At 64.8% G+C, this 24,055-nt stretch carries 19 protein-coding genes and 1 pseudogene; 11 read left to right on the top strand and 9 right to left on the bottom strand.

Translation table 11 applies throughout. The annotated features are described in order from the left end of the window. Positions 1-4 precede the first annotated feature (4 nt). The 5 genes from AC1D1G_RS06660 to AC1D1G_RS06640 form a co-directional block, all read right to left on the bottom strand. Positions 5-982 (bottom strand): LysR family transcriptional regulator, encoded by a 978-nt coding sequence (locus AC1D1G_RS06660; protein ID WP_241031738.1) that lies wholly within the window; start codon positions 980-982, stop codon positions 5-7. A gap of 666 nt (positions 983-1,648) precedes the next feature. Then, positions 1,649-2,614 carry a LysR family transcriptional regulator gene (locus AC1D1G_RS06655; protein WP_095869839.1) on the bottom strand — a complete coding sequence of 322 codons (966 nt, stop codon included), beginning with the start codon at positions 2,612-2,614 and terminating at the stop codon, positions 1,649-1,651. A gap of 226 nt (positions 2,615-2,840) precedes the next feature. After that, positions 2,841-5,159, bottom strand: coding sequence for an ATP-binding protein (locus tag AC1D1G_RS06650; RefSeq protein WP_477951580.1), 2,319 nt, complete (start codon positions 5,157-5,159; stop codon positions 2,841-2,843). Between the two features lie 10 nt (positions 5,160-5,169). Further along, entirely contained in the window at positions 5,170-5,316 is a 147-nt protein-coding gene (locus AC1D1G_RS06645) for a hypothetical protein (RefSeq protein WP_167114292.1), read from the bottom strand. A gap of 19 nt (positions 5,317-5,335) precedes the next feature. Next, positions 5,336-6,001: a TetR/AcrR family transcriptional regulator gene (locus AC1D1G_RS06640; RefSeq protein ID WP_164060999.1), complete on the bottom strand. Its 666-nt coding sequence runs from the start codon at positions 5,999-6,001 to the stop codon at positions 5,336-5,338. Positions 6,002-6,231: 230 nt separating this feature from the next. Between AC1D1G_RS06640 and AC1D1G_RS06635 the strand changes: the two genes are divergently transcribed. Genes AC1D1G_RS06635 through AC1D1G_RS06620 form a run of 4 tightly spaced genes read left to right on the top strand, consistent with a single transcriptional unit; the run spans position 6,232 to position 10,209 of the window. Further along, positions 6,232-6,837 carry a cupin domain-containing protein gene (locus tag AC1D1G_RS06635; RefSeq protein ID WP_143548761.1) on the top strand — a complete coding sequence of 202 codons (606 nt, stop codon included), beginning with the start codon at positions 6,232-6,234 and terminating at the stop codon, positions 6,835-6,837. Next, positions 6,834-8,813: an acetoacetate--CoA ligase gene (locus AC1D1G_RS06630; protein ID WP_206031599.1), complete on the top strand. Its 1,980-nt coding sequence runs from the start codon at positions 6,834-6,836 to the stop codon at positions 8,811-8,813. The genes AC1D1G_RS06635 and AC1D1G_RS06630 overlap by 4 nt, the downstream gene beginning before the upstream one ends. Then, on the top strand, positions 8,810-9,253 hold the full coding sequence (locus tag AC1D1G_RS06625) for a hotdog fold thioesterase (RefSeq protein ID WP_167114286.1): 444 nt from the start codon (positions 8,810-8,812) through the stop codon (positions 9,251-9,253). Before AC1D1G_RS06630 ends, AC1D1G_RS06625 begins: the two co-directional genes overlap by 4 nt. 2 nt (positions 9,254-9,255) lie before the next feature. Further along, positions 9,256-10,209 (top strand): fumarylacetoacetate hydrolase family protein, encoded by a 954-nt coding sequence (locus tag AC1D1G_RS06620; RefSeq protein WP_477951548.1) that lies wholly within the window; start codon positions 9,256-9,258, stop codon positions 10,207-10,209. Here the strand turns inward: AC1D1G_RS06620 and AC1D1G_RS06615 are convergent. The 3 genes and pseudogenes from AC1D1G_RS06615 to AC1D1G_RS06605 form a co-directional block, all read right to left on the bottom strand. After that, positions 10,206-11,015: pseudogene (locus tag AC1D1G_RS06615) on the bottom strand (IS481 family transposase); the annotation flags it as partial. The gene AC1D1G_RS06620 and the pseudogene AC1D1G_RS06615 overlap by 4 nt on opposite strands. 1,356 nt (positions 11,016-12,371) lie before the next feature. Further along, the gene (locus tag AC1D1G_RS06610) at positions 12,372-13,310 is read right to left on the bottom strand and encodes a VOC family protein (RefSeq protein WP_477951547.1); all 939 of its coding nucleotides are present in this window, start codon (positions 13,308-13,310) and stop codon (positions 12,372-12,374) included. A 49-nt stretch (positions 13,311-13,359) separates the two neighbouring features. Continuing rightward, positions 13,360-14,880 (bottom strand): bifunctional 3-(3-hydroxy-phenyl)propionate/3-hydroxycinnamic acid hydroxylase, encoded by a 1,521-nt coding sequence (locus tag AC1D1G_RS06605; RefSeq protein ID WP_477951546.1) that lies wholly within the window; start codon positions 14,878-14,880, stop codon positions 13,360-13,362. Positions 14,881-15,010: 130 nt separating this feature from the next. Here AC1D1G_RS06605 and AC1D1G_RS06600 point away from each other — a divergent pair, with 130 nt between their 5' ends. After that, positions 15,011-15,910: an ABC transporter substrate-binding protein gene (locus tag AC1D1G_RS06600; RefSeq protein ID WP_166680756.1), complete on the top strand. Its 900-nt coding sequence runs from the start codon at positions 15,011-15,013 to the stop codon at positions 15,908-15,910. 257 nt (positions 15,911-16,167) lie between these two features. On the opposite strand, the gene AC1D1G_RS06595 is transcribed toward AC1D1G_RS06600, so the two are convergent. After that, positions 16,168-17,133 carry a LysR substrate-binding domain-containing protein gene (locus tag AC1D1G_RS06595; RefSeq protein ID WP_167114277.1) on the bottom strand — a complete coding sequence of 322 codons (966 nt, stop codon included), beginning with the start codon at positions 17,131-17,133 and terminating at the stop codon, positions 16,168-16,170. 122 nt (positions 17,134-17,255) lie between these two features. Between AC1D1G_RS06595 and AC1D1G_RS06590 the strand changes: the two genes are divergently transcribed. From AC1D1G_RS06590 to AC1D1G_RS06565, 6 genes are all read left to right on the top strand, one after another. Further along, positions 17,256-18,554, top strand: a complete 1,299-nt coding sequence (locus tag AC1D1G_RS06590; protein WP_283351854.1) for a cytochrome P450 — start codon at positions 17,256-17,258, stop codon at positions 18,552-18,554. A gap of 18 nt (positions 18,555-18,572) precedes the next feature. Next, complete coding sequence (locus AC1D1G_RS06585; protein WP_477951545.1) at positions 18,573-18,899, top strand: 2Fe-2S iron-sulfur cluster-binding protein; 327 nt, start codon at positions 18,573-18,575, stop codon at positions 18,897-18,899. A 1-nt stretch (position 18,900) separates the two neighbouring features. After that, entirely contained in the window at positions 18,901-20,142 is a 1,242-nt protein-coding gene (locus AC1D1G_RS06580) for an NAD(P)/FAD-dependent oxidoreductase (RefSeq protein WP_477951544.1), read from the top strand. 457 nt (positions 20,143-20,599) lie between these two features. Then, positions 20,600-21,877, top strand: a complete 1,278-nt coding sequence (locus tag AC1D1G_RS06575; protein WP_477951543.1) for an MFS transporter — start codon at positions 20,600-20,602, stop codon at positions 21,875-21,877. A gap of 71 nt (positions 21,878-21,948) precedes the next feature. Continuing rightward, positions 21,949-22,968: a fumarylacetoacetate hydrolase family protein gene (locus AC1D1G_RS06570; RefSeq protein ID WP_167114268.1), complete on the top strand. Its 1,020-nt coding sequence runs from the start codon at positions 21,949-21,951 to the stop codon at positions 22,966-22,968. Positions 22,969-23,143: 175 nt separating this feature from the next. Beyond that, a partial coding sequence (locus tag AC1D1G_RS06565) for a thiolase family protein (RefSeq protein ID WP_477951542.1) occupies positions 23,144-24,055 on the top strand: 912 nt, incomplete at its 3' end.

The raw sequence follows: 24,055 nt of genomic DNA, 5'->3' as shown, positions 1-24,055 counted from the left end.
AGGGTCACTCGTCCTCTCGGTCGATATCCGAGCTGGCGAAGTGGCCCGTCACGAATTCGAGAAATGCTCTCGCTGGGGTTCCCGTCGGCCCGTAATTCCGGGTGATCGCGCCGTAGAAGCGAAATGCGTTGGCGTCGCTGATCGGAATCGTGACCGTCGGTGACTGCTGATCGGCCTGGGGAACCGGCACGATGGCGATGCCGCGGCCGTGCCGGACCAGTGCGCGCAGCGTGGACAATTCGGTGGCTTCGATACCGATGGTGGGAGTAAGGCCGGCTTCGTCGAAGAGGCGGTCGACGACTTGGCGCAGCCCGTAGCTCGGGCCGAGAGCGATCATTGGCCGCCCAGCAATTTCGGCAATGGTGATGGACTCGCGATCGGCGAATTCGTCCCCGGGCGGGACTTCGAGACAGAGAAGTTCTCGGCCCAGCGGCACCCAGGCCAGATCTTCCGCGTTTGGTCGAGGTGCGACGAACCCGACGTCGATCCGGCCGTTTCGCACGGCGTCAACTATGGCGTCCGCGGCCCCTCCCTCGAGTTCGAACGTGGTCAGCGGTGCAACCAGGTGGTATTGGTCCAACAGGGAGGGGACGAGCCAGGATCCGAAGGAATGGAGGAATCCGAGGGACACCACTCCGCGCTCAGGATCCACCAGAGTTCGGATCCGTTCTTCGCCCTGGGTGAGCTCCTGCATTGCTCTGACCGCGTGGGCCCGGTAGATCTCACCGTATTTGTTCAGCCGGATCCGGTTCTGATTCCTGTCGAATAACTTGACGCCCAATTGACGTTCGATTCTCGCCAGTGCACGCGACATAGTCGGCTGGCTGATGTGGAGATGTGTGGCGGCGTTGGTCACGTTCTCGGTTCGCGCCAGGATGACAAACCATTCAAGCTCACGTAATTCCATGGTTGTAAAGCACTTCCTCTCATAGCGCCAAAGGCGTATCGGTGTCCACGACCCGCAGACGAACCGCGTGTCCACTCGGATCGGACAGCGCCTACCCCAAGGTGGTTCCGCCCAAGGTCGCAACGAGCGCGCTCGCGGTGTCAAAGTTGACGAAGCCTGCACGGTGAAGTTCCGGAACCGTCACCTGGGCAAGAAGTTCCACGGTGCCAGCGTTCCAGAGAGGGAGAAGCGTGACCCCATCTGCGACTCCCGCTGTGCGGATATCCGCGGCCAAACATGCGAGACCACTCGCTGTTCCCACGAATCGCAAGGTTGTCGGACTAGAGGGGGTCGCCAATTCGAGTTCTCGAAGTGCCAGCCGCGCCTTCCGCGCAGTCGAAGCGAGCAGAATTTCGACGTCGAGCAGCACGAAGGGCCGATTTGCGGATGCCTGCGCGTGGTCGACCAGCCTCCTTGCGTACGCGTCCGTGGCCAGTTGCAGATCGCGGGCACGGAATCGTTGCGTTCGTTCGTCACCGGGTGGCGCAATTCGGGATGAGGCGTCCGGAGCGGTCCGGCTGCGTTCGTATCCGACCGTGAAGGCAGGATGATGGCCACCGTCGACGAGATCGACTGCGACGTGAACGTGCCGCTCGCGGAACGTCGCCGATCCCACGGCGGAGAGGTGACCTAAGCCGCGCGCCGCGGCGGAAATTTGCTCCCCGAGCGGTCCCTCATTCGGGCACGACACGTATTCGGTACTCAAGCCGACACCGGCCAGGCGCCAGGTACTGCTGGCCGCAGCACCCGTCTCGGAGTTCCTTCGGACGGCGCGCGGTCTGCTCGCGCCGGAATCGCCGAGACACCGGCGACGAATTTCAGGAAACGCCGTGCGGCCTGGCTACTCGGACCATGCCTGCGGATGACCGCCCCGTAGCACCGGAACGCAGTCGGGTCGCTGAGCGGGACGGTACCAGTGGCGGACGGGTGTCCCGATGGGGCGGCGGGCACGACCGCCACGCCCAGTCCGGCCGCGACAAGGGCATGCAGTGTGGGAAGTTCGGTGGCTTCGAGCGCGATGCGAGGCCTGAACCCCGCCTCCCGGCATAGGCGGTCCGTGGCCTGGCGTAGACCGTGTCCAGCCTTCAGTGCGACCATTGGCTCGTCTGAGACATCGGTCATCGCGATATGGTCATGGCCCTCGAACGCATGGCCCGCGGGAACCCTCAAACACAGGGCCTCATGCCCGAGCGGTATCCACACGAGATCGTCCGCGGCCGGCTCAGGAGCTACGAAGCCGATATCAATTTTCCCCTGCCGCACACTGTCCACCACGGAATCGCAAGCACCCCCATGTAATTCGAAGGACGTACTTGACGCGACACCGCGATACCTCATGAGCAGATCCGGTATCAGCCACCCACCGAAGGAATGCGCAAACCCAAGCGACACCGAGCCTCGATCCGGATCGACCAGGGTGGCGATCCGTTGTTCCGCACGGTCTAACTCGTTCAGTGCCCGTAACGCGTGGGCCTGGTAGAGCTTGCCGTACCTGTTCAGTCGCAGCCGGTTCTGGTGGCGGTCGAAAAGCTGCACTCCAAGCTTGCGCTCGATTCGGGCCAACGCCCGCGACAGGGTCGGCTGGCTGATATTCAACCGTATCGAAGCCTCCGTGATGTGCTCGGTTTCGGCCAGCGTCGTGAACCACTGAAGCTCGCGCAATTGCATGGTGAACCTGCCTAGGGGAGAACGCCGTCGCTGGCGGATACCTACCGGTGGTCCAGCGCTGGGGTTCCAGTCGACAATTAGGACCATCCCTCGCACCTGGGTCCTCGGGATGGGAACTCCACCTTCCCCCGCGCGGCATGTCCGTGACAGCGTGGGAACACCTAGAAGCTACGTAATTGGGCATCTACGTACCCTGTGACATGGGACACCGATCCGGGGACGCGCGTCACGCCTTCTTGCCGAGGGCGGCGGCTGCCCACAGACCGGCCTCAGTGCGTGATTTGACGCTAAGCTTGGCCAAAATGTGCTCGACATGAACCTCGACTGTGCGCGGAGAGAGCACCAGCTTGCCGGCAATGGCACGATTGCTGAGACCCTCCGCCAACAGCGCCGCTACCTCCGTTTCCCGCGGCGTCAGCAAGCCAGCCGCAGCCACCGTGTCCGTCGGGTCCGATGGGACGGCGGCGACCGACCCCAGCGCCAAGCGCATCCGCTGACCGCGGTCCAGTCGCCGACCGATGTCGTGATGGCGGGCGAACAGGTCGTCCCCGAGCCGATCCTGGACGGCGGATTTGATCGCCTGATAGCGCGAGCCAAGCATGCCCGGTACCTCAGTATCGACAATGGCCAGCAGTTCAGCGACGACGCCCAACATCTTCGCCGCCTTCTTGGGATCGCCGTCGTCCAGCGCGATGCCTGCCATCAGATCGAGGACGACTGCACTGCCGAAGTCATCGTGATAGTCCCATCGCAATGTGAGGCTCTGCTCGGCGTACTCCTCAGCGACATCGAGGTCCTGACGCGTCCACGCGTCGAATCCCAACATCCACAGCGAATAGGAGCGGCCCCAAGTATCGCCCAGACGTTCGCTTCGTTCGACGGCTTCCCGGCCGGCGTCCGTGGCACCTACATGATCTCCGGATATGCTCCTGACGAATCCGAGCAGGAACAAGGTCATCAGCAGACCCTCGGCATCCGCGTGCTCGAGGTGGGCGGTGTAAGCCATTTCCAGAGATGAGCGGCTAACCTCGAAATCCCCGGTGATCAACGCGGCCAATCCTGTCCACGTCGCGGCCCGCGCAGCAATTCGCGGATCACCGATCTTCCGGGCGATCGTGTCCGCTTCGTCAAGAAGCTCCCGGGCAGTATGCGTTTCGCCGTGCAGCGCCTCAATCCACCCCGCTGCCCACAGGGCATTGCCACGCTCGGCGCAGACGGTCATATCGTTGGCAAGGGCACGCTCCAGCCAGCGGCGACCCTCACGGAGATGGCCATTCATCCAGAAGAAGCGGAGGTCCGCAGCGAGCTCCAGGGCGCCATGAGAGCCCGGAGCCGCGTGGAGGAGATGGTCAAAGGCTAACTCGAGGTCGGTGAGGTCAGACTCCCACCGCTGGACCATATCGAGTTGGCGCGGGCCGAAGAAGTTCTCGGCGGCTCTGCTCGCCCACGTTCGGTAATACTCCGTGTGGGCACGCCGGACGCGACCGTAGTCTTCGCCGGCCCCGGCTTGGGCCCGCCCGAACTCGCGCAGAGTTTCCAAGAACCGATAGCGCATGTCGCCGTGCGTCGTCTCGGTGAGAACAATCGACTTGGATACCAAGCCATCGAGCGCGTCGAACAGTTTGGTTCCTTGCAGTGGAGGGAGCCCGCACACGGCGCGGATCGTGGGAAGATCGACGCTGCCGCTGAACACGGCCATTCTCTCCCAGAGCAGCTGTTCGGTGGAGGAGCATAGGTCATAGCTCCACCGCACCAGGGCATCCAAAGACCGGTGGTGCGGCGCGGCGGTGGGGTCACCCGAGGTCAACAGTGCGAATCGGTCGTCAATGTGAGTCAGCAGCTCGTGCACCGACAGCGATCGCAGCCGCATAGCAGCGAGCTCGATAGCCAGCGGCATTCCGTCCAGATAGGTGCACAGCTGTGCGATCTCCGCCGCAGTCCGGTCGGTGATCTCGAATTGATCGTTGACCGCCTTGGCCCGGGCTTTCAGCATGGCCGCGGCCGGATACTCGCAAAGTTCGTCGGCGGTGAGGCCGCGATGATTCGGGGGGATTTCCAGCGGGCGAACGGCGACTACACGCTCGCCTCGGATTCCTAATGGCTCTCTGCTGGTAGCCAATACTCGCAGCTCGGCGGAGGCGGCGAGGAGCGCGGACACCAATCGCCGGCATCCGGGAAGGACGTGCTCGCAATTGTCCAGTATCAACAGCATTGAGCGATCGGCCACATGCCGCCGGAGCTGTTCTTCGGCATCCACGCTGGCCGGTGCGCTCAGGCCGATTTGTGTCACCACGGCTTCGGCTACAGTGTCTGAACTGCGTTGCGCGCCCAGCTCGACGAACCATACGCCGTCTCGGAATGCCCGGTCGAGCTTGGCGGACAACGCCGCAGACAGAGCGGTCTTGCCCACGCCCCCGGGTCCGGTGAGTGTAACGAGGCGGGTAGAAGCAAAAAGTTCACGTGCGCTCGCCAGCTCGCGCTGGCGCCCGAACAATTCCGCCGCTGGTGGCGTCAGTGCTCGAGCCCGCGAGACTTGCCTACCCATCTCGGGCATTTTACTCCAGCGCCGACAGCGCAGTGAGCAGGGCGTAGTCGAGCGCGGACAGCGCCAGATCGGTGGCCTTCAGGCCTGCAAGGGGGTGCCGCATTGGGTGCCGAACGTCGTCCTGCTCCCACACGGTTTCGCCAAAGAACGAGGCCACGGAATGTTTGCGCCTCCTCCTACCTGCCGATGCCTTTCAGGGCGGCGTCGACCATGGCATCGGTGGCCTCCTCGTCCAGGTCCCCGGTCTGGAACAGAAGTCGGAAGTAAATTGGAGCGTAGAGCATTTCGGCGACGACATCAGGGTCGATGTCATCCCGCACGGCACCTTCGGCGACGGCGCGCTCGATCAAAAGCCTTGCGGCGTCGGCGCGTCCTTTCCAGAACCGTTGCTTGAACTCCTCGAGGGTTGCCGGATCATGCTGGCACTCTGCGATGAGCTGCGCGATCAGTCGCCCCTCCGGCCCACTGTAGACGCGTGCGAGTGACGCCAGATGTGCCCGCAGTGCATCGATAGCTGGACCCTCGTCGTGGATCGGGGTCTGCGCCACGTGGTTGTCGAGGAAGGAATCGATGACTACAGCCGTCTTGCTGGGCCACCACCGATAGATCGTCATCTTGCTGACACCGGCATGCTTGGCGATGCCTTCGATGGACAGCTTCTGCAGCGACACCGGCCCAGGTGGGGTGTCGTTGAGCAACTCCATGGTTGCCTGCAGGACCGCCTTGCGGCTTGCTTCACTCCGTACGGCCATGCCCGAAATGCTATCCGGTCCGTCTCGGATCGCAACTACCCGGGCCCTGGCCTCGTGGTGGTGGTTTGCACTGGCGCTGGTGATGGACACCACAGTGCTGTACGGTACGTATCGAATTGAATTGGAAGGAGTGGTTGAACCGGAACCCTCGGAAACGGTCGGTCTCGAGCTCGATCGTCGACGCGAGCCGGGACGCAACTCGACGGAATCGAATCCTGCGTACCCCATCGGAGAACGGGAGGTCGCGTCGTGGCTCCCGAGGAAAAGCCGTACCCATTCGCCACTCAGGCAGTGAACTGATTTCAGAAAGGCAGCACACAATGAATCAGCCTCAGGCGCGAACCGCCTCTATTCGTCGGGTGGTGACGGCGGTCGACGAGCAGGGCCGGTCATACGTCCTTGCCGACGGCAAGGCCCCCAACATTTTCAGGTCACCGACGGTTCCCGGATTCGGCGCCGCGCAGGTGTGGGCCACCGAACCGGGACCGGTGTCCAACGACGGCCGCCTCGACCCAGCTTCCGTCGACGCCGAGATCCCGATGTACCCGGAACTGGGTGGCACGATCTTCCGCGTCGCCGACTTCCCACCCGACAGCGTGTACGAAAAGGCCGGGAAGGACCAGCTATTCTCCGACATCGGCGGCGACCACGCGCGAGAGGAAGCGACCCACAGCGGCAACCGCCACTTCTGGTTCCACAAGACCGACTCGATCGACTTCGCCGTCGTAATCGAGGGCGAGATCTGGCTACTTCTCGATGAGGGCGAGTGCCGGCTCGAGGCCGGTGACGTGATCGTCCAGCGCGGCACCGCGCATGCCTGGTCCAACCGAACCGACGAGAACTGCCGGGTGGCGTTCCTTCTGTTCGGCGCCTTGCCGGTATCGACCGACGACACCCAGAGCGAATTGGCGGGGCAGTCGTCGTGACAGAAACACCGGGGGAGGTTCTGTGGTGCCCCGATCAGGCCCGCACAGAGGGCAGTGAATTCACCAGATTCGTCACCTGGCTGACCACATCGGGTCTCGTGACGCCGGGCACGATCGACGACTACCACGCACTGTGGCACTGGTCGGTCACCGACCCGAATGCGTTCTGGCGCGCGTTCGCCGACTACATCGGCATCGTCGTCGACACCCCGGACGGCGAACCTGTCGTGCCCGACACGATGCCCGGCGGGCGATGGTTCCCGGGAACGACGGTCAACTACGCCTCGTATGCGCTCGCCGACCACGACAACGCCGACGAGGCCATTGTGGCCATCGACGAGGACGGTACGACAACGACGACCACATGGCACGAGCTCCGCCGGCAAGTCGGCGCCCTCGCCGCGTTCCTGCGACAATCCAGGGTCCAGCACGGCGACCGCGTGGTTGCAATCCTGCCCAACCGCACCGAAGCGGTGGTCGGGTTTCTCGCCGCAGCCTCGGTCGGGGCGGTGTGGTCGATCGTCGCGCCCGAGTTCGGCGTCGGCGCCATCGTTTCGCGGCTGCAGCAACTCGAACCCGTCGTGCTGATCGCGGCGAGCGGTTACACCTACGGTGGCCGCCGTCTCGATCGCAGTGACGTCCTTGCCGACATCGTCGCTCAACTGCCGAGCCTGCGCGAAATCGTCTGGGTCGATACCGCTGCGGGTGTTCCGGCCACGTCGATGCGTACGCACTCCTGGCAGGACGTCGTGGCCGCCGAGCACGAATGGGAAGCCGACCAACTACCGTTCGACCATCCCCTGTGGGTGCTGTTCTCCTCGGGCACCACTGGCATCCCGAAGGGGATCGTCCATGGACACGGCGGCGTCGTCCTCGAGCACCTGAAAACCCTGACCCTGCACGCCGACCTTCGCCCCGGAGACAAGCTGTTCGTCGTCGGCACCACCAGTTGGGTGGTGTGGAACATGCTCGTCTCTGGGCTTCTGCGCGGGGCCACCATCGTTCTCCTCGACGGCAACCCCGCCCATCCCGACATCGACCGGGTCTGGCGAGTCGCTGCCGAGAACAAGGTGTCGATGCTCGGCCTCGGCGCTGCCTACACACACGCCAGTATGCGCGCTCAGCTGCGCCCAGGAACCGACCACGACCTCTCCGCGCTCCGAATGATCCAGGTCACCGGCTCCCCCCTGGCACCGGACGCATTCCGGTGGGTCTACGACGCCGTCGGGCCGGTGTGGCTGGCATCGGTCAGCGGGGGCACCGACATCGCCGGAATCTTCCTCGGCGGCGCGCCGACCGAACCGGTGCGTCTGGGACGCCTCCAGCCGCCTGCGCTCGGGGTTGCCGCCGCAGCATGGGACACCGCCGGCCACCCGGTGGTCGGCCAACCCGGCGAGCTGGTGATCACCAGCCCGATGCCGTCGATGCCGCTGTACTTCTGGAACGACCCCGACGGCTCGCGCTACCGCGAGAGTTACTTCTCGACGTACGCCGGTGTGTGGCGCCACGGAGACCTGGTCGAATTCGATACCGATCGCAGCTCGGTCATCGTCGGACGATCGGATTCGACACTGAACCGCAACGGCATCCGGATGGGCCCAGCGGACCTGTACCGGGTGGTCGAGGCGTTGCCGGAGGTCGAGGAGGCACTCGTGGTGGGTGTCGAGGAGACCGACGGCTACTACATGCCGCTGTTCGTGCAGTTGCACACCGGAACCGATCCCGAAGCCGCGATCACGGCCATCCGCAACGCGATTCGTGCGGCGCTGTCACCACGGTACGTCCCCGACGACATAATTGCTGTCTCGCGGATTCCGCACACCCGCACGGGCAAGAAGCTCGAGGTTCCGGTCAAGCGGATTCTGCTCGGGCACTCCGTGGACCAGGTGGTCGACCCGGGTTCGGTCGACGATGCGCAGGTGCTGATCGAGATCCGTGACCGCACGATACGACAGCGACAGGTGAGCGTGCCATGACGATCACCGAGCCGGTCCGCAGGCTGCTGGCGCAGGATTCGAGCCTGGCCGAATTCGGAATCAAGGTGCTCTCGGCGGGGGAGGGGCGGGCGGTACTGCACATGGTGATCGATGAGTCCGTGGCGAACGGCCACCGCATCGCCCACGGCGGGGTGATCTATGTCCTCGCCGACAGCGCCTTCGCGTGTGCCGCCAACAGCCGCACACCCGGAACAGCCACCGCCGGTGCGTCGATCGAGTACTACACCCCGGCACACGTCGGAGAGGAATTGGTGGCCGAGGCAATCGTCCGGCACCACACCGGTCGGCACTCCCTGGTCGACGTCACCGTCCGCAGCGGCCCCCGTGTCGTCGCGGAATACCGCGGCCGGGGGGCAGTCCTGCGCCGCCCGGACAGTGCGGTCGGCAACCGAACCGCCGACCAATCGGAAGAGAGATGAGGATGGACCAGAAACGATTCACACTGGGGACCTTCGACGCCGGCAACGGCCCATTCCCCGGACTGGTAGTCGACGACGACGTGTACGACATCAGTGCATTCACAGCCTACGACTCGACCGCCGCGCTACTCGAGGACTGGGACTCCGCGTTCAAGACACTGGCCGAGGCCGCGGTCTCACCCACTACGCCCGGAACACCCGCATCGGAACTGCGAACGCTGCCGCCGGTGACCCGGCCGGGCCAGATCTACGGGGCCGGAGCGAACTATCGCGAGCACATCATCCAGATGGCGGTAGCGCACAAGCTGGGCACCGCCGGACTGACGGACGAGGAGCTCGCCGAGGAGGCCGGCCACGACATCGACGAGCGCAAAGCGCACGGCGAACCGTATGTGTGGACCGGTGTCCCCTCGGCGATCAGCGGCGCCTACGACGACATCCTTCTTCCTACCGGATGGTCCGACCACGACTGGGAACTCGAGCTCGGCGTGGTCATCGGTCGTCGTGCTCACAACGTCACGGTGGCCGACGCACTCGACTACGTCGCCGGCTACACGATCTGCAATGACCTCACCACACGAAGCCTGGTTCCGCGCAGGGATATTGCGATGATGGGAACGGACTGGATGCGGGCGAAGAACTTCCCGACGTTCTACCCGACCGGCCCGTGGCTCGTTCCGGCAGCTTTCGTGCCGGACCCACTGAACCTGGGTATCCGGCTTCGCCTCAACGGTGACACGATGCAGGACAGCACCACGGGCGACATGGTCTTCGGCCCCGCGGAACTGATCTCCTACATCTCGCGCTTCGTCGAGCTCGAGCCCGGAGACATGGTGATCACCGGATCCCCGCCCGGCAACGGCTCGCACTGGGGCCGGTACCTCCGCCAGGGGGACGTCCTCGAATGCGAGATCGATGGTCTGGGCATGCAACGCACCCGCTGTATCGACGCCTAGTTGTACTGACCTGAGAGGTTGGGTTCGCGGGTGGCGGGTGGTTGGCCGCCGAGTGCGGTGTGGCCGCGGTGGTGATTGTAGGTGTGCAGCCATCGCGGGAACTCGTCGCAGCGTTCGCGGTCGCTGGTGTAGAGGCGGGCGTAGGCCCATTCGTCGTGCCGGGGTGCGGTGGAAGCGTTCGACTTTGCCGTTGGTTTGGGGTCGGTAGGGGCGGGTTCGGCGATGCTTGATCTCACCGAGTGCGTCTCGGAACGCGTGTGATCAGCAGGAACCGTTGTCGGTCAACACTTTTTCGACCGTGATGCCGTGCTCGGTGAACCATGCGTTGGCGCGTAGCCAGAACGCGGCGGCGGTGGCTTTGCGTTCGTCGCCTAACAGTTCGGAGTAGGCCAACCGTGAGTGTGCGTCGATCGCGGTGTGCAGGAAGTGGTAGCCGCGGACCGGACGGTGGTACTTGTCGAACTCGCCGCTGCTTTTGTCGGCTCGGGCATTGCGGCTGCCTGCCGAGCGACCGACCTTCCGCCATCCGCCGCCGGCGGGGATCTTGCCCAGTTTCTTGACATCGACATGAACGAGATCGCCGCAGTGCGGTGAGTGCATGCGACGGATCACCCGTCCGGTCGGGCGGTCGAGCCACCGCAGTCGAGCCAACCCGTAGCGGCTCAGGACCTTGTGCACTGTCGAAACATTCAAACCCAGCAGATACGCGATCCGGGCCGGACCCCAGCGGCGGATGACGCGGACCTTGATGATGCGCCACTCGGTGCGCGTCGGGTTTGGTTCGGGCTGCGATGTGGTCGTGACGTCACCAACGTTGGATCAGTACACCTAGTCGCCGCGGAAGCTGCCCGCTGGAGAGGCCGGGTGCTTGCGTTGGCTACGAAAACGTGGACATTAAAAATTATGAGGTTCGTCAGCTCGAATGCGAACGCGTCCGGACGGCCGTTTTCCATGTACGCCACGCTGTTGATCGCCTCACCGCTGCGGGTTGACGTATGCAAATGGGTGCGGGCTCGCTCGACCAGCAAGCCCGCACCCATTCTCGTACATACGATCTCACTCACCGACGGTGTAGGACCGGAGGTGTGAATCCCATCGTTGACCCCGCGGACTCATTCTTGGAGGCGAGCTTGCTCGCCAAGCCATGACCGGCTCTGAACCGGTCAACCAGATCAGAGCGTCTTCCGCGGGGCGTTTCACGATGCGGGGGAGCGGGGACCGCACACCCGGCTCACGCCCTTCCCTACCCATGCGGAGGTTCTGGTGGCAGCGGACGGGAACGTCGATCAGCCGCCGCAGGCAGGAGTTTTGGTGGTCGCACCATGACAATCTTGTCGATTCTTCCGTCGCGCACCTTGTTGGCATAGTCGGGATCGGCGAGGAGTTGCCGGGCAAGCATCAGAGCATCTCCGTGGCCGGATGCGATCGCGTCGGCACCCGTCTGCGGATCGGTTGTGCTGCTGAGGAACAGCGGGACATCGCCGACTGCCCCGCCTCCCGCCGGTGAGGTTCCCGGTGGGAGGCGGTCCTCGGTCATGAACGTTCTTCGGGCTTGCGGTGAGAATCGGCCAATCCTTGTCGGGCTTCCCATCCGCCCGAATCCGGCGAAGTCTTGGGAGAAAATCGCGGTCCCGTGGGAGTGCACGGCGGCGGTGAGCCGCTCCAGGTCGGGGATGAGATTGTCGGAGTCGACACGGAGCAGTGGCTGGAACGGTGCCTCGTCAACTCCTTGTGACGTCGCCGCTGACCCTCCGACGATGCGCCGACGCCGGTGGCGCGCTCGGTGAGGAACGCAATCGTTTGTCTGCTCGGACGTCCGCCCTTGTGCTGCTGCAGGACCGCCATCGGACCCTGACGATGCGGTTGGCGATCTCGAGGCCGTTGATACTCGGTGGCTGGAAGAGCCCTTCGCTCGGACGAACAAGGCCCGGGCGGAGTCTGTCATAAATTCTTCCGGTGACGTCTGTGGCAGTCGTGACTGCTGATGTTCTCTTCGGTGCGACGAATTTCGGAGCGATCGGTGTGTACGCCGCATTGGTGGGCCTGAAATCCGACGGAGGCCCTCCGGTCGCATCTGTCGTCACCGTGGGGTGCGAACGCGACCGGAGGGCTCCTTGCGGGTGCCCGGGTAGCCCGGGCTGCGGTGTCGGTACGCGAGGCCCCTATACCGGGGGTGCCTGGAACAGGCCCTTGTCCGGATCGTTGAACATCTGCTTGCTGATCCATTCGTTCATTGAGTCGGCGGTGCCCCACTCATCGGAGGTCTCCGGTTCGCTGGTGTCGTACAGGCTCGGGTGCCAGGTGTCCTCGTCGAGAAGTTCGAGTTCGGTGGTGTACTCCATCGTGTTGCCGTTGGGATCGTGGAAGTAGGTGAAGGTGTTGTCGCCGGCGCGGTGTCGGCCCGGTCCCCAGATCTTCGGGACCTCGGCTCGAATGAGCCGTCCGCTACCGCGCATGTATTCGTCGAGCCCACGCATCTCGAACGACACGTGATTGAGCGCGGTATGGGGGCACCGGGCGATCGCCATACTGTGATGCTGCGGTCCACAGCGCAGGAACCACATGAGCCCACCCATGTGGGGATGGACGAGGGTGTCGGAGAGACGCAAGTCGAGGTGCTTCACGTACCAGGCCAACATCTTCTCGGGCTCAGGCGAGTTGAGTACCACGTGCGACAGTCGCACGGGAATGGCTTCACGTTCCTCGATCTTGCGGTGTGTGCGGGTCTCGACGTCGGCGGAAACTTCGAGGACGCGACCTTCGAGGTCGAAGAACCGGAATCCGTAGCCTCCGCCGGGCGTCTGCAGGATGTCGGGTTCGCTGATCAGCGTGACGTTCGCACCGGCGAGGCGGTCGGCGAGCTGATCGACGGATTTGCGGTCTGCTGCGCCGAAGGACACGAGATCGAGTCGCTTCTCGTCGGCGCGTCTGACACGCACGATGTACTGCTCAGGCGAGCCTTCGGCCGCGAAGTACGTCAAATTGCTTTCGCCGCCGACATCGGTCAGGCCCCAGTTGTTGCCGTAGAACGCGACCTGCTTGTCGTATTCGGGGACCGCTATGTCGACGTGACGTAGGTGGGTGATCGGACTGAATGACACGGAAATCTCCTTCGGGTACCAGTTCAGGGCAGTGACGGGCAAGGGCTCGTCACTGTGGCAGGGGCGCGGCCTGGACGGCGGGGGCGAGCGCCGCTTTGAGGGTGGGGACGAGTTCGAGCAGTAGCCCGAGCTCCTCACACGTGTCGGCGACACCGAGCACGTACCGGTCCGGGCGCAGGACCACGGCCTTGCCATTCACCGAGGCGAGCAGGTCGGAGAACGTCTCCGGGTCGGTGAGCACCACGGTCTCGCCATCACCGGTGAGCGCCCCCTGAAGCTGTGGTGACAACCCGGCGATCATGTCCTCGGGTGCTGCCACGAGGAACCGGACGCCGACCAGATCGTCGAGGCGTGTTCCGTCGGACAGCCGGGGCTGCAGGGAAAGTCGGCCCGCACTGTCGTTGAGTTCGGCGGTATGCAAGCCGGGACCGAGCGCCGGCGACGGGGGTGCAGATGCACCGGGGTTCGCGCGCACGTAGGCGTCGCGATGTTCGGCGGTCTTGCGGTACGTGGTCTGCAGAATGCCTGCCATCGTCGCCGCCTGCTCCACCCAGTAATGGGCGTGCGGACGCCGCTCGCTCTCGTAGGTGTCGAGCAGGTCCACGTCGGCGAGACCCCGCGAGACCAGACTCAGCTTCCAGATCAGGTTGGCGACATCGCGCATGCCGGCGCACAGTCCCTGGCCGAACAGTGGCGGAGCCTGATGGGCGGCGTCCCCGGCGAGGAACACATTGCCCGCACGCCACCGCTTGGCAACCCGTGCGCGGAAGGTATAGATCGCGGCCCGGTCCGGCGTGAATCGGTCCGTCGGCAGAACGCCGTGGCTGATGCGCTCGATGGCGGCCGCGGTGGTGATCTCCTGGGGATCATCGTCCGGCATGACCTTGAACTCCATCCGGACCCGCTTGCCGGGAAGGCGAACCCACAGTGCCGGCCGACTGTAATGACCGAGGAACACCATGTCGCCACTGATGTCGGGCTCCCCGTCCAGTAATCCGTCAACGACCAGCCACGGATCATCGCTACCGAGGCTTTCGGTCCGGACATCGAGCAGTCGCCGCACCGTCGAGGTAGCCCCATCAGCTGCGATGACCCATCGCGCGGTGAGGGTCTCCGTAGAGCCCTCGGCGTCTGTGACCACACAGCGAACCCCGTCGGCAATGTGCTCCAGATCGGTCAAGGTGGTCCCCGAGCGAAGTGACACGCCGGCCTGGCGGTCCACCTCGCTGCGCAGCAGTACCTCAATGTCGGGCTGATGGAACATGACGTCGTCATGCCATGCCTGTGTTCCGAGTTTCCCCGTTGGATGTGAGAACAGCGTCTCGCGTGCTTCATTCTCCATGCGGAAGTCCGTCATCGGCTTACATCGAGCCATCGCCTGTTCGCCCAGGCCGAGGGCTTGAAATGCGCGAAGGGTCTCTCCATCGAAGTGCACCGCCCGAGCCTGTGGCCACATGCTACTTTCGCGTTCGATCCCGATCGCTGAGATCCCGGCCTGGCCGAGAAGAGCGAGGGCGGCCACCCCCACGGGGCCGCCGCCGACGACCACCACTTCGTAATCCCAAGACACGTGAGCTCCTTGCTGTACTAGACGTCTCGTATCGATTTCCGTACTCTAACCCCATGCGATGTGGATCACAATCACTTTCTGTAGCGATATGTACGAGGGCTTCGAAACAACTCACACGGAGGCACAGTCGATGACGGTGCAGCAGTCGGTGTTCGTCGTCCCCCCGGTCGTGGCGGTGGCGCAGCATCGGGGGCTGTTCGCCGCAGCGGGCGTCGATGTGGAGACAAAATTGGTGGGGTCCTCCCACGAACAGCGCCGGGAACTCGACGAAGGCCGAGCGGATGTCGGCATCACCGCGACAGACAACCTGTTCGCCTGGAATGCAACGGGTTCGGACATCGCGGTGATAGCACAGATCGAAACGACCACCGATCTTGCCTTGACGCTTCGGCCCAAATTGCTATCGACCGATGGTCTCGACGTGATTCGTCTGGCGGTCGACGCCCCTACGAACGGCTTCGCCATCGTCGCGTACTCGATGATGGCGCGGCTCGGCCGGACGAAAGACCAGTACGAGGTCGTCGAGGTGGGTGGCGTGCGCGAACGGTTCGAGTCACTGATCGCCAACACGGCGGACGTGACTCTCCTGGCGCCGCCGCTGGACGAGATCGGCCGCGATCAGGGGATGACCGTTGCCATGCGGATAGCGGAACTGGTGCCGTCCTACCCCGGCCTCGGAATCGTGTCCACCCGAAAGGTCCTCTCGGGAAAAATGGACGAAATTGTCCGGTATCTCCGAGCTTTGGCCGCGGCCCACCGGTGGATGCAACAGGCGGCGGCATCCGAGGTCGAGCAAGAACTGCTCGCCACGGGGTTCGGACAGGCTGCGGTCGCCTCTGCTCTCGCCGCGGTGCCGCAGACCCTGGCCCCCTCCGGTATCGGCATTCGGGCGCTCGCCCAGCTGCGCGATGACCTCGGCATGATCGTCCAGGGTGCACCGGAGGCCGGTGATCTGATCGACCTCCGCCCGCTGCAGGCCGCCGGGCTCGTGCCGATACACAACCGCGAGGACGGCTGCGAACCGCTCTGACGGTCCGAATCCGGGACACCGGTCGAATGGACGCCGCCGAGGCAAGCAGAAAATGGCCGGCCCTCGAGCGCAGATCGCGGCGGCGTGTGTGCGCTGGGTCGGCGCGCGCCAGTGGCACTCTGCGATTCACCGGGGCGCACCGGGAACGCTGCAGGTGCCACCGAACCGAAACTGGCGCGAACCCGCGTCCACGTGTCCGAGAGATGTCGGCGGTGCGCAGCACGTCTGACGGGGGAGTGGGTATACGAGAGACGGGTTCACGGAGTGACTTTCGCCGACATCAGGTCGGGCGCATCGGAGTGTTGATGCGATGACTCCCCGGCCCGGGACAAGCTGTGCACGAGATGATCGAGGAAGACCTGTGCCCGCGGGCTGAGGGTCATGTGCCGGGGCCAGGTCGCGACCACGCTGGTGCGGCCGGCACGAGGGGTGAGCGGTCGCGTCACCAGGGGTCGTCCTTCGGAGGTGGTGTCGGGAGAGTTGGGACGGGACATGAGCAGGCCGTATCCGACTCCTCGCCCCACCAGAGCCCGGACGAGATCGATTGTGGGAACGGCGGTGCCGACAGTGGGTTGTACCCCCTGCTCGGCGAAGATTCGATGGGTGTTGGCCGTGCTCGGCGCCGAGTCGAGCAGAACGAGAGGTTCCTCGGCGAGCTCGTGCAAGGCCACGCTGATCCGGTCGGCGAGTCGATGGTCGGCCGGCAGCACGGCCATGACCTCGGTCTCGTACACCACCCGCTTGTTTAGGTCCGAGGGTAGAAACATGTCGTACAGAACCGCGAAGTCCAAGGTGCCGTCGGCCAGTGACGGCAGCAGCTCGTCGTCCCCACCGACCCGGACCCCGACCTTGGCCTTCGGGTGTGCGCCGGCGAAGTGCGCGAGCACCGGCGGCAGCACCGTGGCGGCGAACCCTACATAGCAGCCGACCCGGATGGGGCCGGTGATCTCCCCACGCGTGGCAGCGAGATCACCGACGAGGGAGGACACTTCGTCGACGAGATGACGCGCACGATGGGCGAAGTACTGTCCCGCCGGCGTCAGCTGCAAACCCTTCGCCTTGCGGCGCACGCACAGTTGCTCCCCGACGATTCGCTCTACCTCCGAAACCGACTGTGACAGACCTGATTCGGATATGTGCAACGCCGCCGCAGCCTCCGACAACGTCCCATATCGCGGGAGGGCGGAAAACAACTCGAGCTGGCGGACGGTGAGCTGACCCATGTGAAACTTCCGTTCAACTGAAGATATTTGCCATTTTTATTCACTTTACGAGAAGTACTCGGTGATGTGAACTAAGTCTCAACCCCAATGTGGTGCACAACACGCACAAGATGGAGAACGACATGACCGACACGGCAGCCACGCGGCCAATGTCCTGTCCGGTGACCCACGCCCCGGCTTCCGCCGGCGAGAGCGCACTTCCGCTGAGAGGTACCGTCGACCCGGCTGACTTTCCCCCGGCACCCGAAGTCGACTGGGTGGCACCCGGTGAACTTGCCGCCGACCCGTACCCGACGTACCGGCGTCTTCGCCACGAGGCGCCGGTGGCGTGGGTCCCGGCCGTGAACAAGTACCTGGTCACCAGCTACCACGAATGCCACGAGATCGAGTGCGACCAGCAGATCTACACCGCCGATGTCGGGGGCAGCGGCGCGACCATGCTGCGAGCGCTGGGTGGGCATCCGATGCTGCGCAAGGACGATCCCGACCATGCGTCCGAACGATCGACGATCAATCCCACCTTGCGTCCGAAGATGGTCAAGTCCGTATGGTCCGAGGTGTTCACCCGCAACGCGCGTACCTACCTGGACGTCCTTGCCGATGCCGGTCCTGGGGCTGCCGAACTGAACCGGGACTACGCAGCGCCGGTGGCGTCGCAGAACCTGGTCGATCTGCTGGGGCTGCCGGATGTCGATGTCGAGGACATGCGGCGGTGGTCTCATGCTTTCATCGCCGGCACCGGCAACCTGCTCGACGATCCGGACATCTGGGTCCGTTGCGAGCAGGCCCGCACCGAGGTCGACGCCCTGCTCGATGTCTTGATTCCCTTCTACGAGAAGCATCCGAATGAGTCGATGACCTCGGCACTGGTCGGCAGCGGACTGCCTCGGCAGGCGGTGGCCGCGAACGTCAAGCTGACCATCACCGGGGGAATGAACGAGCCGCAGCACATGATCACCAACATGGTGTGGGCGCTGTCGAGGCATCCGGACCAGCAGCGGCGGGTGTCCGAGGACCGGTCGCTGTGGCCGGCGGTGTTCGACGAGACCGTGCGTTGGCTGTCGCCGATCGGCATGTACCCCCGTCAGACCACCCGCCCGGTGGTGCTCGGGGGGGTGCGCCTTCCCGCCGGTGCGGCCATCGGTGTGGTGGTTGGCTCCGCCAATCGCGACGAACGCTACTTCGACGCCGATCCCGCGGTGTTCGACATTTCCCGCCCACGCCGCCCGCACCTAGCGTTCGGCAGCGGGGTACATCTATGCGCCGGCCACTGGGCGGCCAAGAGCGCCGTCGGCGAGATCGCGGTGCCCCTGCTCTACGAGCGCTTCCCCGACCTGCGCATCGATATCACCCGCGAAACCCGATGGGACGGATGGGTGTTCCGAGGACTGACCGATCTTCCGGTCACCTGGGACAACTGAGAAAAGAGAGAGACCGCCATGTCAAAAGTCACCTTCCACCAGCCCGCCGGGCGCAGCGATGTCCTCGACGTCCCCGACGGCACATCCCTGATGCGCGCCGCGGTCACCAACTCGATCCCCGGCATTGTCGGCGAATGCGGCGGACAGGCCATGTGCGCCACCTGCCATGTCTACATCCGATCCGCGCATCTGACGGATCTACCCGACGTCGGCGAGGACGAGGACGAGATGCTCGACTGCACCGCCACCGCCCGCGACCCGCAGCGGTCCCGTCTGGGTTGCCAGATCCTCGTCACCACCACCCTCGACGGTCTCGAGGTCGATCTCCCGGAAAGCCAGATCTGACATGAGCGCGACGGTCATCATCGGCGCGGGCCATGCCGGGATCCAGCTCGCCGACTCCCTGCGAACCCGCGGCCACGATCGCCCGATCACGGTGCTCAGCGCCGAATCGGAACTGCCCTACCAACGCCCCCCGCTGTCGAAGGACTACCTCGCCGAAGGCGATCCGCAACCGTTGCCGCTGCGTGGCGCCGAGTTCTATCACGATCACGAGATCGACCTGCGGCGCGGCACCGCTGTCACTGGAATCGACCCGCGCACCCGCACCATCGGGTGCGCAGACGGCACCCGGATGCACTACGACGATCTCGTTTTGGCCGCCGGCTCCCGCAACCGACGCCTCACCCTTCCCAGCGCACAGGGACCCGGGGTGCACTACCTGCGGACAGCCGCCGACGCCGCCCTCCTGCACGACGACCTCGACCGCGCGACGGCCGCCGTCGTCATCGGCGCCGGTTTCATCGGACTCGAATTCGCCGCCGCAGCGGCCCGGCGCGGCATCGACGTCACCGTCGTCGAATGCGGTCCCCGGCCACTCGCCCGCGCCCTGACCTATGCCACCACCGACCAGCTCACCGTCACTCACCGCGCCGCGGGTATCGACTTTCAATTCGACGTGCAGGTGTCGGCGATCGAACACGCCCACGGACGTGTCTCCGCCGTCGTCGGCCACGACGGCCGCCGATTCCCCGCCGACCTCGTGGTCATCGGTATCGGCGCCGACCCTCAGACCGATCTGGCCGCCTCCGCAAACCTGCGGATCGACAACGGCATCCACGTCGACGAATTCCTACGCACCAGCGACGAGCACATCTGGGCGATCGGCGACTGCGTCAGCTTTCCCTGCACACACGCCGGGACCAGGGTTCGGCGGGAATCGGTGCAGAACGCGGTCGACCAGGCCCGGGCCCTGGCGGCCACACTCACCGGGACCCCCACCACATACCGGGATCTACCCTGGTTCTGGAGCCACCAGGGTGCCTGCAAGGTCCAGATCGCCGGCGCCGGCGGACCTATCGACCGCACCGTGCTCCCCACCGACCCCGGCACCGGAAAATTCTCCACCTTCTGCTTCCGCGACGACATTCTCGTCGCCGTCGAATCGGTGAACCAGCCCGCCGTGCACCTGGCCGCCCGCAAAGCGCTATCGGCGCCCCAACGGCCCAGCCTCGCCGACCTGACCCGGGCCGGCTTCGATCTCAAATCGCTCTCCCCAGCTCGATCCGCCGCGATCTCCATGGGCTGAACAGTCCCTGCACCACCCCGCTCGACTGGCACACGCCCGCGTGCCGCACCCGCGCAACGCCATGCGCACCGGAGTGCTGAAATTCAACTGCGACAACCCCTTCCAAGTGTCATCCGGGACAGTCACGCCGCACCTGTGCCTTCGGCGGATCCGCACCTGAACCTTCGGCAGCTCTCTCTGGCTGGCGGAACGCCTACGGAGGGACAACGAACGGCACCGCCGGAGCAGGAGTGCTATCCGAAGGTCGGCACCCTGCGGGGGAGCACGGTGGTTCGACGTATTCCTCCGCATCCCTTGGGGGCAGCTTCTTCCGTTTCACCGTGGAAGTTCCACGGTTGCTTGAAATTTACGAACTCCGCGGGATGGGCTGAGATAGCCCCAGGCGATGTGACGCCGATTACACGAAGCGATCCTCGCTCGTCTCGCTCGATTTCCTCCCTGTCGAAGGTGTGTACCCATGGTGTGTAATGAAGAGATCCGTCGCGGATGGCCAAGTATCGTCATCGCCGCTTTCGGGTCGGCGGTCGGTATCTCCGGATTGCTGTTGTACACGATCGGTTTGTTCACGGCCGACCTCGAACACGCCATCGGACTGAGCAAGACCTCTTACGGTCTCGGCTTGCTGGTGGTCAGTGCGGGGGTCGCAGCGGGAACCGTGTGCACGGGGCGCGCGATCGACCGCTTTGGAACGAGACGGGTCATTGTCTTCGGGCAACTGTCCTTCGCGTCCGGCTATCTGGCCCTCGCGACGATAGTCGACACCGTTCCCGCCTTCCTCGCGGTCATGTTCGCGCTCGGCTTCCTCGCCAGCGCATCCGGCCCGGTCGGATTCACGCGAACGGTAAGCCTGTGGTTCGTCAAGTCGCGCGGGTTCGCCCTCGGACTCGCGATGACCGGAATCGGTGTCGCGGCGGCCGTCGTTCCGCTCGTCGTCAACAGCGTCATTGCCGAGCACGGCTGGCGGGCGGGGTTCCTCGTGCTCGCCGCGATCGCGGCGAGCGGCATCGCTCCCGTGCTCGCCTTTTTGAAAGAGCCCTCGGCAACGGCCAATGGGGGACAGGACGGCCACTCTACCGAGCGTGTCGAGCTCGATGCGCCTGCGCCTGCGCGTGCCCGCGCGTCTTTCGCCGCGATTCGTCGGGATTGGACCTTCTGGAGATTGTTGAGCACGTTTTTCATGATGTCATTCGCCTTCGTGGGTTTGCTGACACATTTCGTTCCGATGCTGCGGACGATGGATGTGGAGCCGTCGCAGGCCGCGACCTTGGCGTCCCTGATCGGCTTCGCAGTCATCGGCAGTCGGATCGTGGTGGGTTTTCTGCTCGATCGCTTCCGCCCGGGCCTGGTTGCCGCAGGGGTGTGCGCCTCGAGCGCTGTCGGCACAGCCTTCCTGATCGTCGGAGGCGCCGCTTTCGCTCCACTCGCTGCAATCGCGTTGGGACTGGCCATCGGCGGAGAGATCGACATGATCGGCTTCTTCACCGCTCGTTACTTCGCACTCGCGGGATACGCCCGCGCGTATTCCTGGATGTACACGGGTTTCGTGATCGCGGCAGGAGTCTCACCGTTGCTCATCGGGATAGTGTTCGATGCCCACGGTGCGTACTCGGCAGCACTCATCCTGTGCGGAGCCTTGGCCACCATCTGTGCCTTCGCCTTCGCCACACTGCCGGCACCCCCTCCGCGGACGTCGCCGGCCTACGCCCTCCCGCAGCCCGCCGAAACGGCGTTGTAGATGAAGTCAAAAACCCATTGCGGTTCGAGACGTATCGTATAGAATTCCCAGGGACAAACTAGGAGGCCAAAATGAAGCTAGGCAGGGTGGTGCGACCGACCCCTGACGGTCCGCGCGCACGAATCGTCGCGGTGCAGCCCGACTCCGAACGGGTGATCGACCTGGCGCAGGCATACGCGCTGACGCTGCAACGCTCTGGTGCGGAACCGGAGCGCGCGTCGAAGATCGCCCGCTCCATCTTTCCGTCCAGCATGGCCGCTGCCATCGGTGGCGGCGATGTCTTTCTGGATGCTGCGCACGATGCCCTCGAGACCGCGGACGACGCATCACTGCCGTTACTCGAGGTCCAGTGGTGTGCGGCGGTCGATTCCCCGGTCATTCGGGATGGGCTGACCTTCAGTCAGCACATCATCAATTTCAGTGAGAAGGTCACGCACGCGCTGCCCAATCCCAACATCTACAAGATTCCGGGATACTTCAAGGGCTCGACCGCAACGGTGTACGGGCACAACGAAGAAATTCCCTACCCGGACTTCACAGACGCATTCGACTACGAGCTCGAGATCGGCTACGTCGTCGGCCGGCGCGGACGCAATCTGACGCCGGACGATGCGCTCGATCACCTCTTCGGCATCACCATCTTCAACGACTTCAGTGCGCGCGACGTGCAGGGCGCCGAGATGGCGATCGGCATGGGCCCGCAGAAATGCAAGGACTTCGCCTACGGCATCGGCCCATGGATCACCACCATGGACGAGGTCTCATCCATCGAAGGATTGACCGGCTCCGTGAGGGTCAACGGCGAGACCTGGTCCACCTGTGTGGCAGGGGACATGGTGTACACACCCGCCGAGTTGGTCGCGTACGTCTCGATCGCCGATTACCTCCAGCCGGGCGACCTGATCGGTTCCGGCACTCTGGGATTCGGGTCTGGACTCGAACTCGGCAAGACGCTCTCACCCGGCGACGTCGTCGAACTCGAACTCGAATCCGTTGGTACATTGCGGTCACCTATCAGTAAGACCCGCGAAAAGGCGCCGTGGTGGCCTGAGCCCCGGCCGTATCCCTTCGAGGTCCAGGACGTCAACTGAACGACGTTCGCGGTGCCGAGCCGGAGGCCGGGGTGGTGAAAGGGAGCGCGGCACCTCCCGCCGGACTCTTGCGAGCCCCTCGGCCTCCGGCAAGCCCCACACTCAATCAGGATGCATGTCTGTCCGAGACCCCACGCCGTCACCAAATACAAGTGAACGGCGCGAAAGGAATTCCATGACGAACGCTGTCATCGTGGACACTGTTCGCCTCGCCTCCGGTAAGGGCAAGCCGGGCGGCGCGCTGTCCGGCACGCACCCGGTCGAACTGCTGGCGCACGTGCTCCGCAGCATCGTCGAACGCAACGGCATCGACCCCGCACAGGTCGACGACGTCATCGGCGGCTGCGTCGGGCAGGCCGGCGAGCAGGCCCTCAACATCTCCCGGACGGCGCTGCTGTCGGCCGGATTCCCGGATTCGGTTCCGGCCACCACCGTCGACCGCCAGTGCGGCTCGAGCCAGCAGGCGGCGCACTTCGCCGCGCAGGGTGTCATCGCCGGCGCCTACGACATCGTGATCGCCTGCGGTGTGGAGTCGATGTCCCGCGTCCCGATGGGTACGACGACCCTCGGGCAGGACGCGTCCGGCCCGGGCATCGCCGCCCGCTACCCCGAAGGTCTTGTCAACCAGGGCATCTCCGCGGAACTGATTGCAGCGAAGTGGAAGTTCGACCGGGACACCCTCGACGCGTTCTCCGCGCAGTCGCACCAGCGGGCCGCCGACGCCGCCGCGAAGGGGCTGCTCGACAAGGAGATCGTCCCGATCACCGTCACGAACAAGGCCGGGGAGACGGTGACGCACCTCGTCGACGAGACCGTGCGCGCCTCCACCACCGCCGAGGGACTGTCCGGGCTGAAGTCGTCGTTCTACTCCGAGAAGTACGCGGCCCGGTTCCCCGAGGCGCAGTGGCACATCACCCCGGGCAACTCGTCGCCGCTGACCGACGGCGCGTCCGCGGCGCTGATCATGAGCGAGGAGATGGCGTCGAAGCTGGGGCTGACCCCGCGGGCCCGGTTCCATTCGTTCGCCGTTGCCGGTGACGACCCGGTCTTCATGCTCACCGCGCCGATCCCGGCGACCAAGAAGATC

It is taken from the genome of Rhodococcus sp. P3_B8 (assembly GCF_056402775.1).
This window is presented reverse-complemented; position numbering and strand designations above follow the sequence as displayed.

Coding starts and splice junctions, on each gene's coding strand:
- AC1D1G_RS06655 (WP_095869839.1), bottom strand. CDS start 2,614: ATGCAATTGCGCGAGCTTCAGTGGTTCACGACGCTGGCCGAAACCGAG.
- AC1D1G_RS06650 (WP_477951580.1), bottom strand. CDS start 5,159: ATGGGTAGGCAAGTCTCGCGGGCTCGAGCACTGACGCCACCAGCGGCG.
- AC1D1G_RS06635 (WP_143548761.1), top strand. CDS start 6,232: ATGAATCAGCCTCAGGCGCGAACCGCCTCTATTCGTCGGGTGGTGACG.
- AC1D1G_RS06625 (WP_167114286.1), top strand. CDS start 8,810: ATGACGATCACCGAGCCGGTCCGCAGGCTGCTGGCGCAGGATTCGAGC.
- AC1D1G_RS06620 (WP_477951548.1), top strand. CDS start 9,256: ATGGACCAGAAACGATTCACACTGGGGACCTTCGACGCCGGCAACGGC.
- AC1D1G_RS06600 (WP_166680756.1), top strand. CDS start 15,011: ATGACGGTGCAGCAGTCGGTGTTCGTCGTCCCCCCGGTCGTGGCGGTG.
- AC1D1G_RS06595 (WP_167114277.1), bottom strand. CDS start 17,133: ATGGGTCAGCTCACCGTCCGCCAGCTCGAGTTGTTTTCCGCCCTCCCG.
- AC1D1G_RS06590 (WP_283351854.1), top strand. CDS start 17,256: ATGACCGACACGGCAGCCACGCGGCCAATGTCCTGTCCGGTGACCCAC.
- AC1D1G_RS06585 (WP_477951545.1), top strand. CDS start 18,573: ATGTCAAAAGTCACCTTCCACCAGCCCGCCGGGCGCAGCGATGTCCTC.
- AC1D1G_RS06580 (WP_477951544.1), top strand. CDS start 18,901: ATGAGCGCGACGGTCATCATCGGCGCGGGCCATGCCGGGATCCAGCTC.
- AC1D1G_RS06575 (WP_477951543.1), top strand. CDS start 20,600: ATGGTGTGTAATGAAGAGATCCGTCGCGGATGGCCAAGTATCGTCATC.
- AC1D1G_RS06570 (WP_167114268.1), top strand. CDS start 21,949: ATGAAGCTAGGCAGGGTGGTGCGACCGACCCCTGACGGTCCGCGCGCA.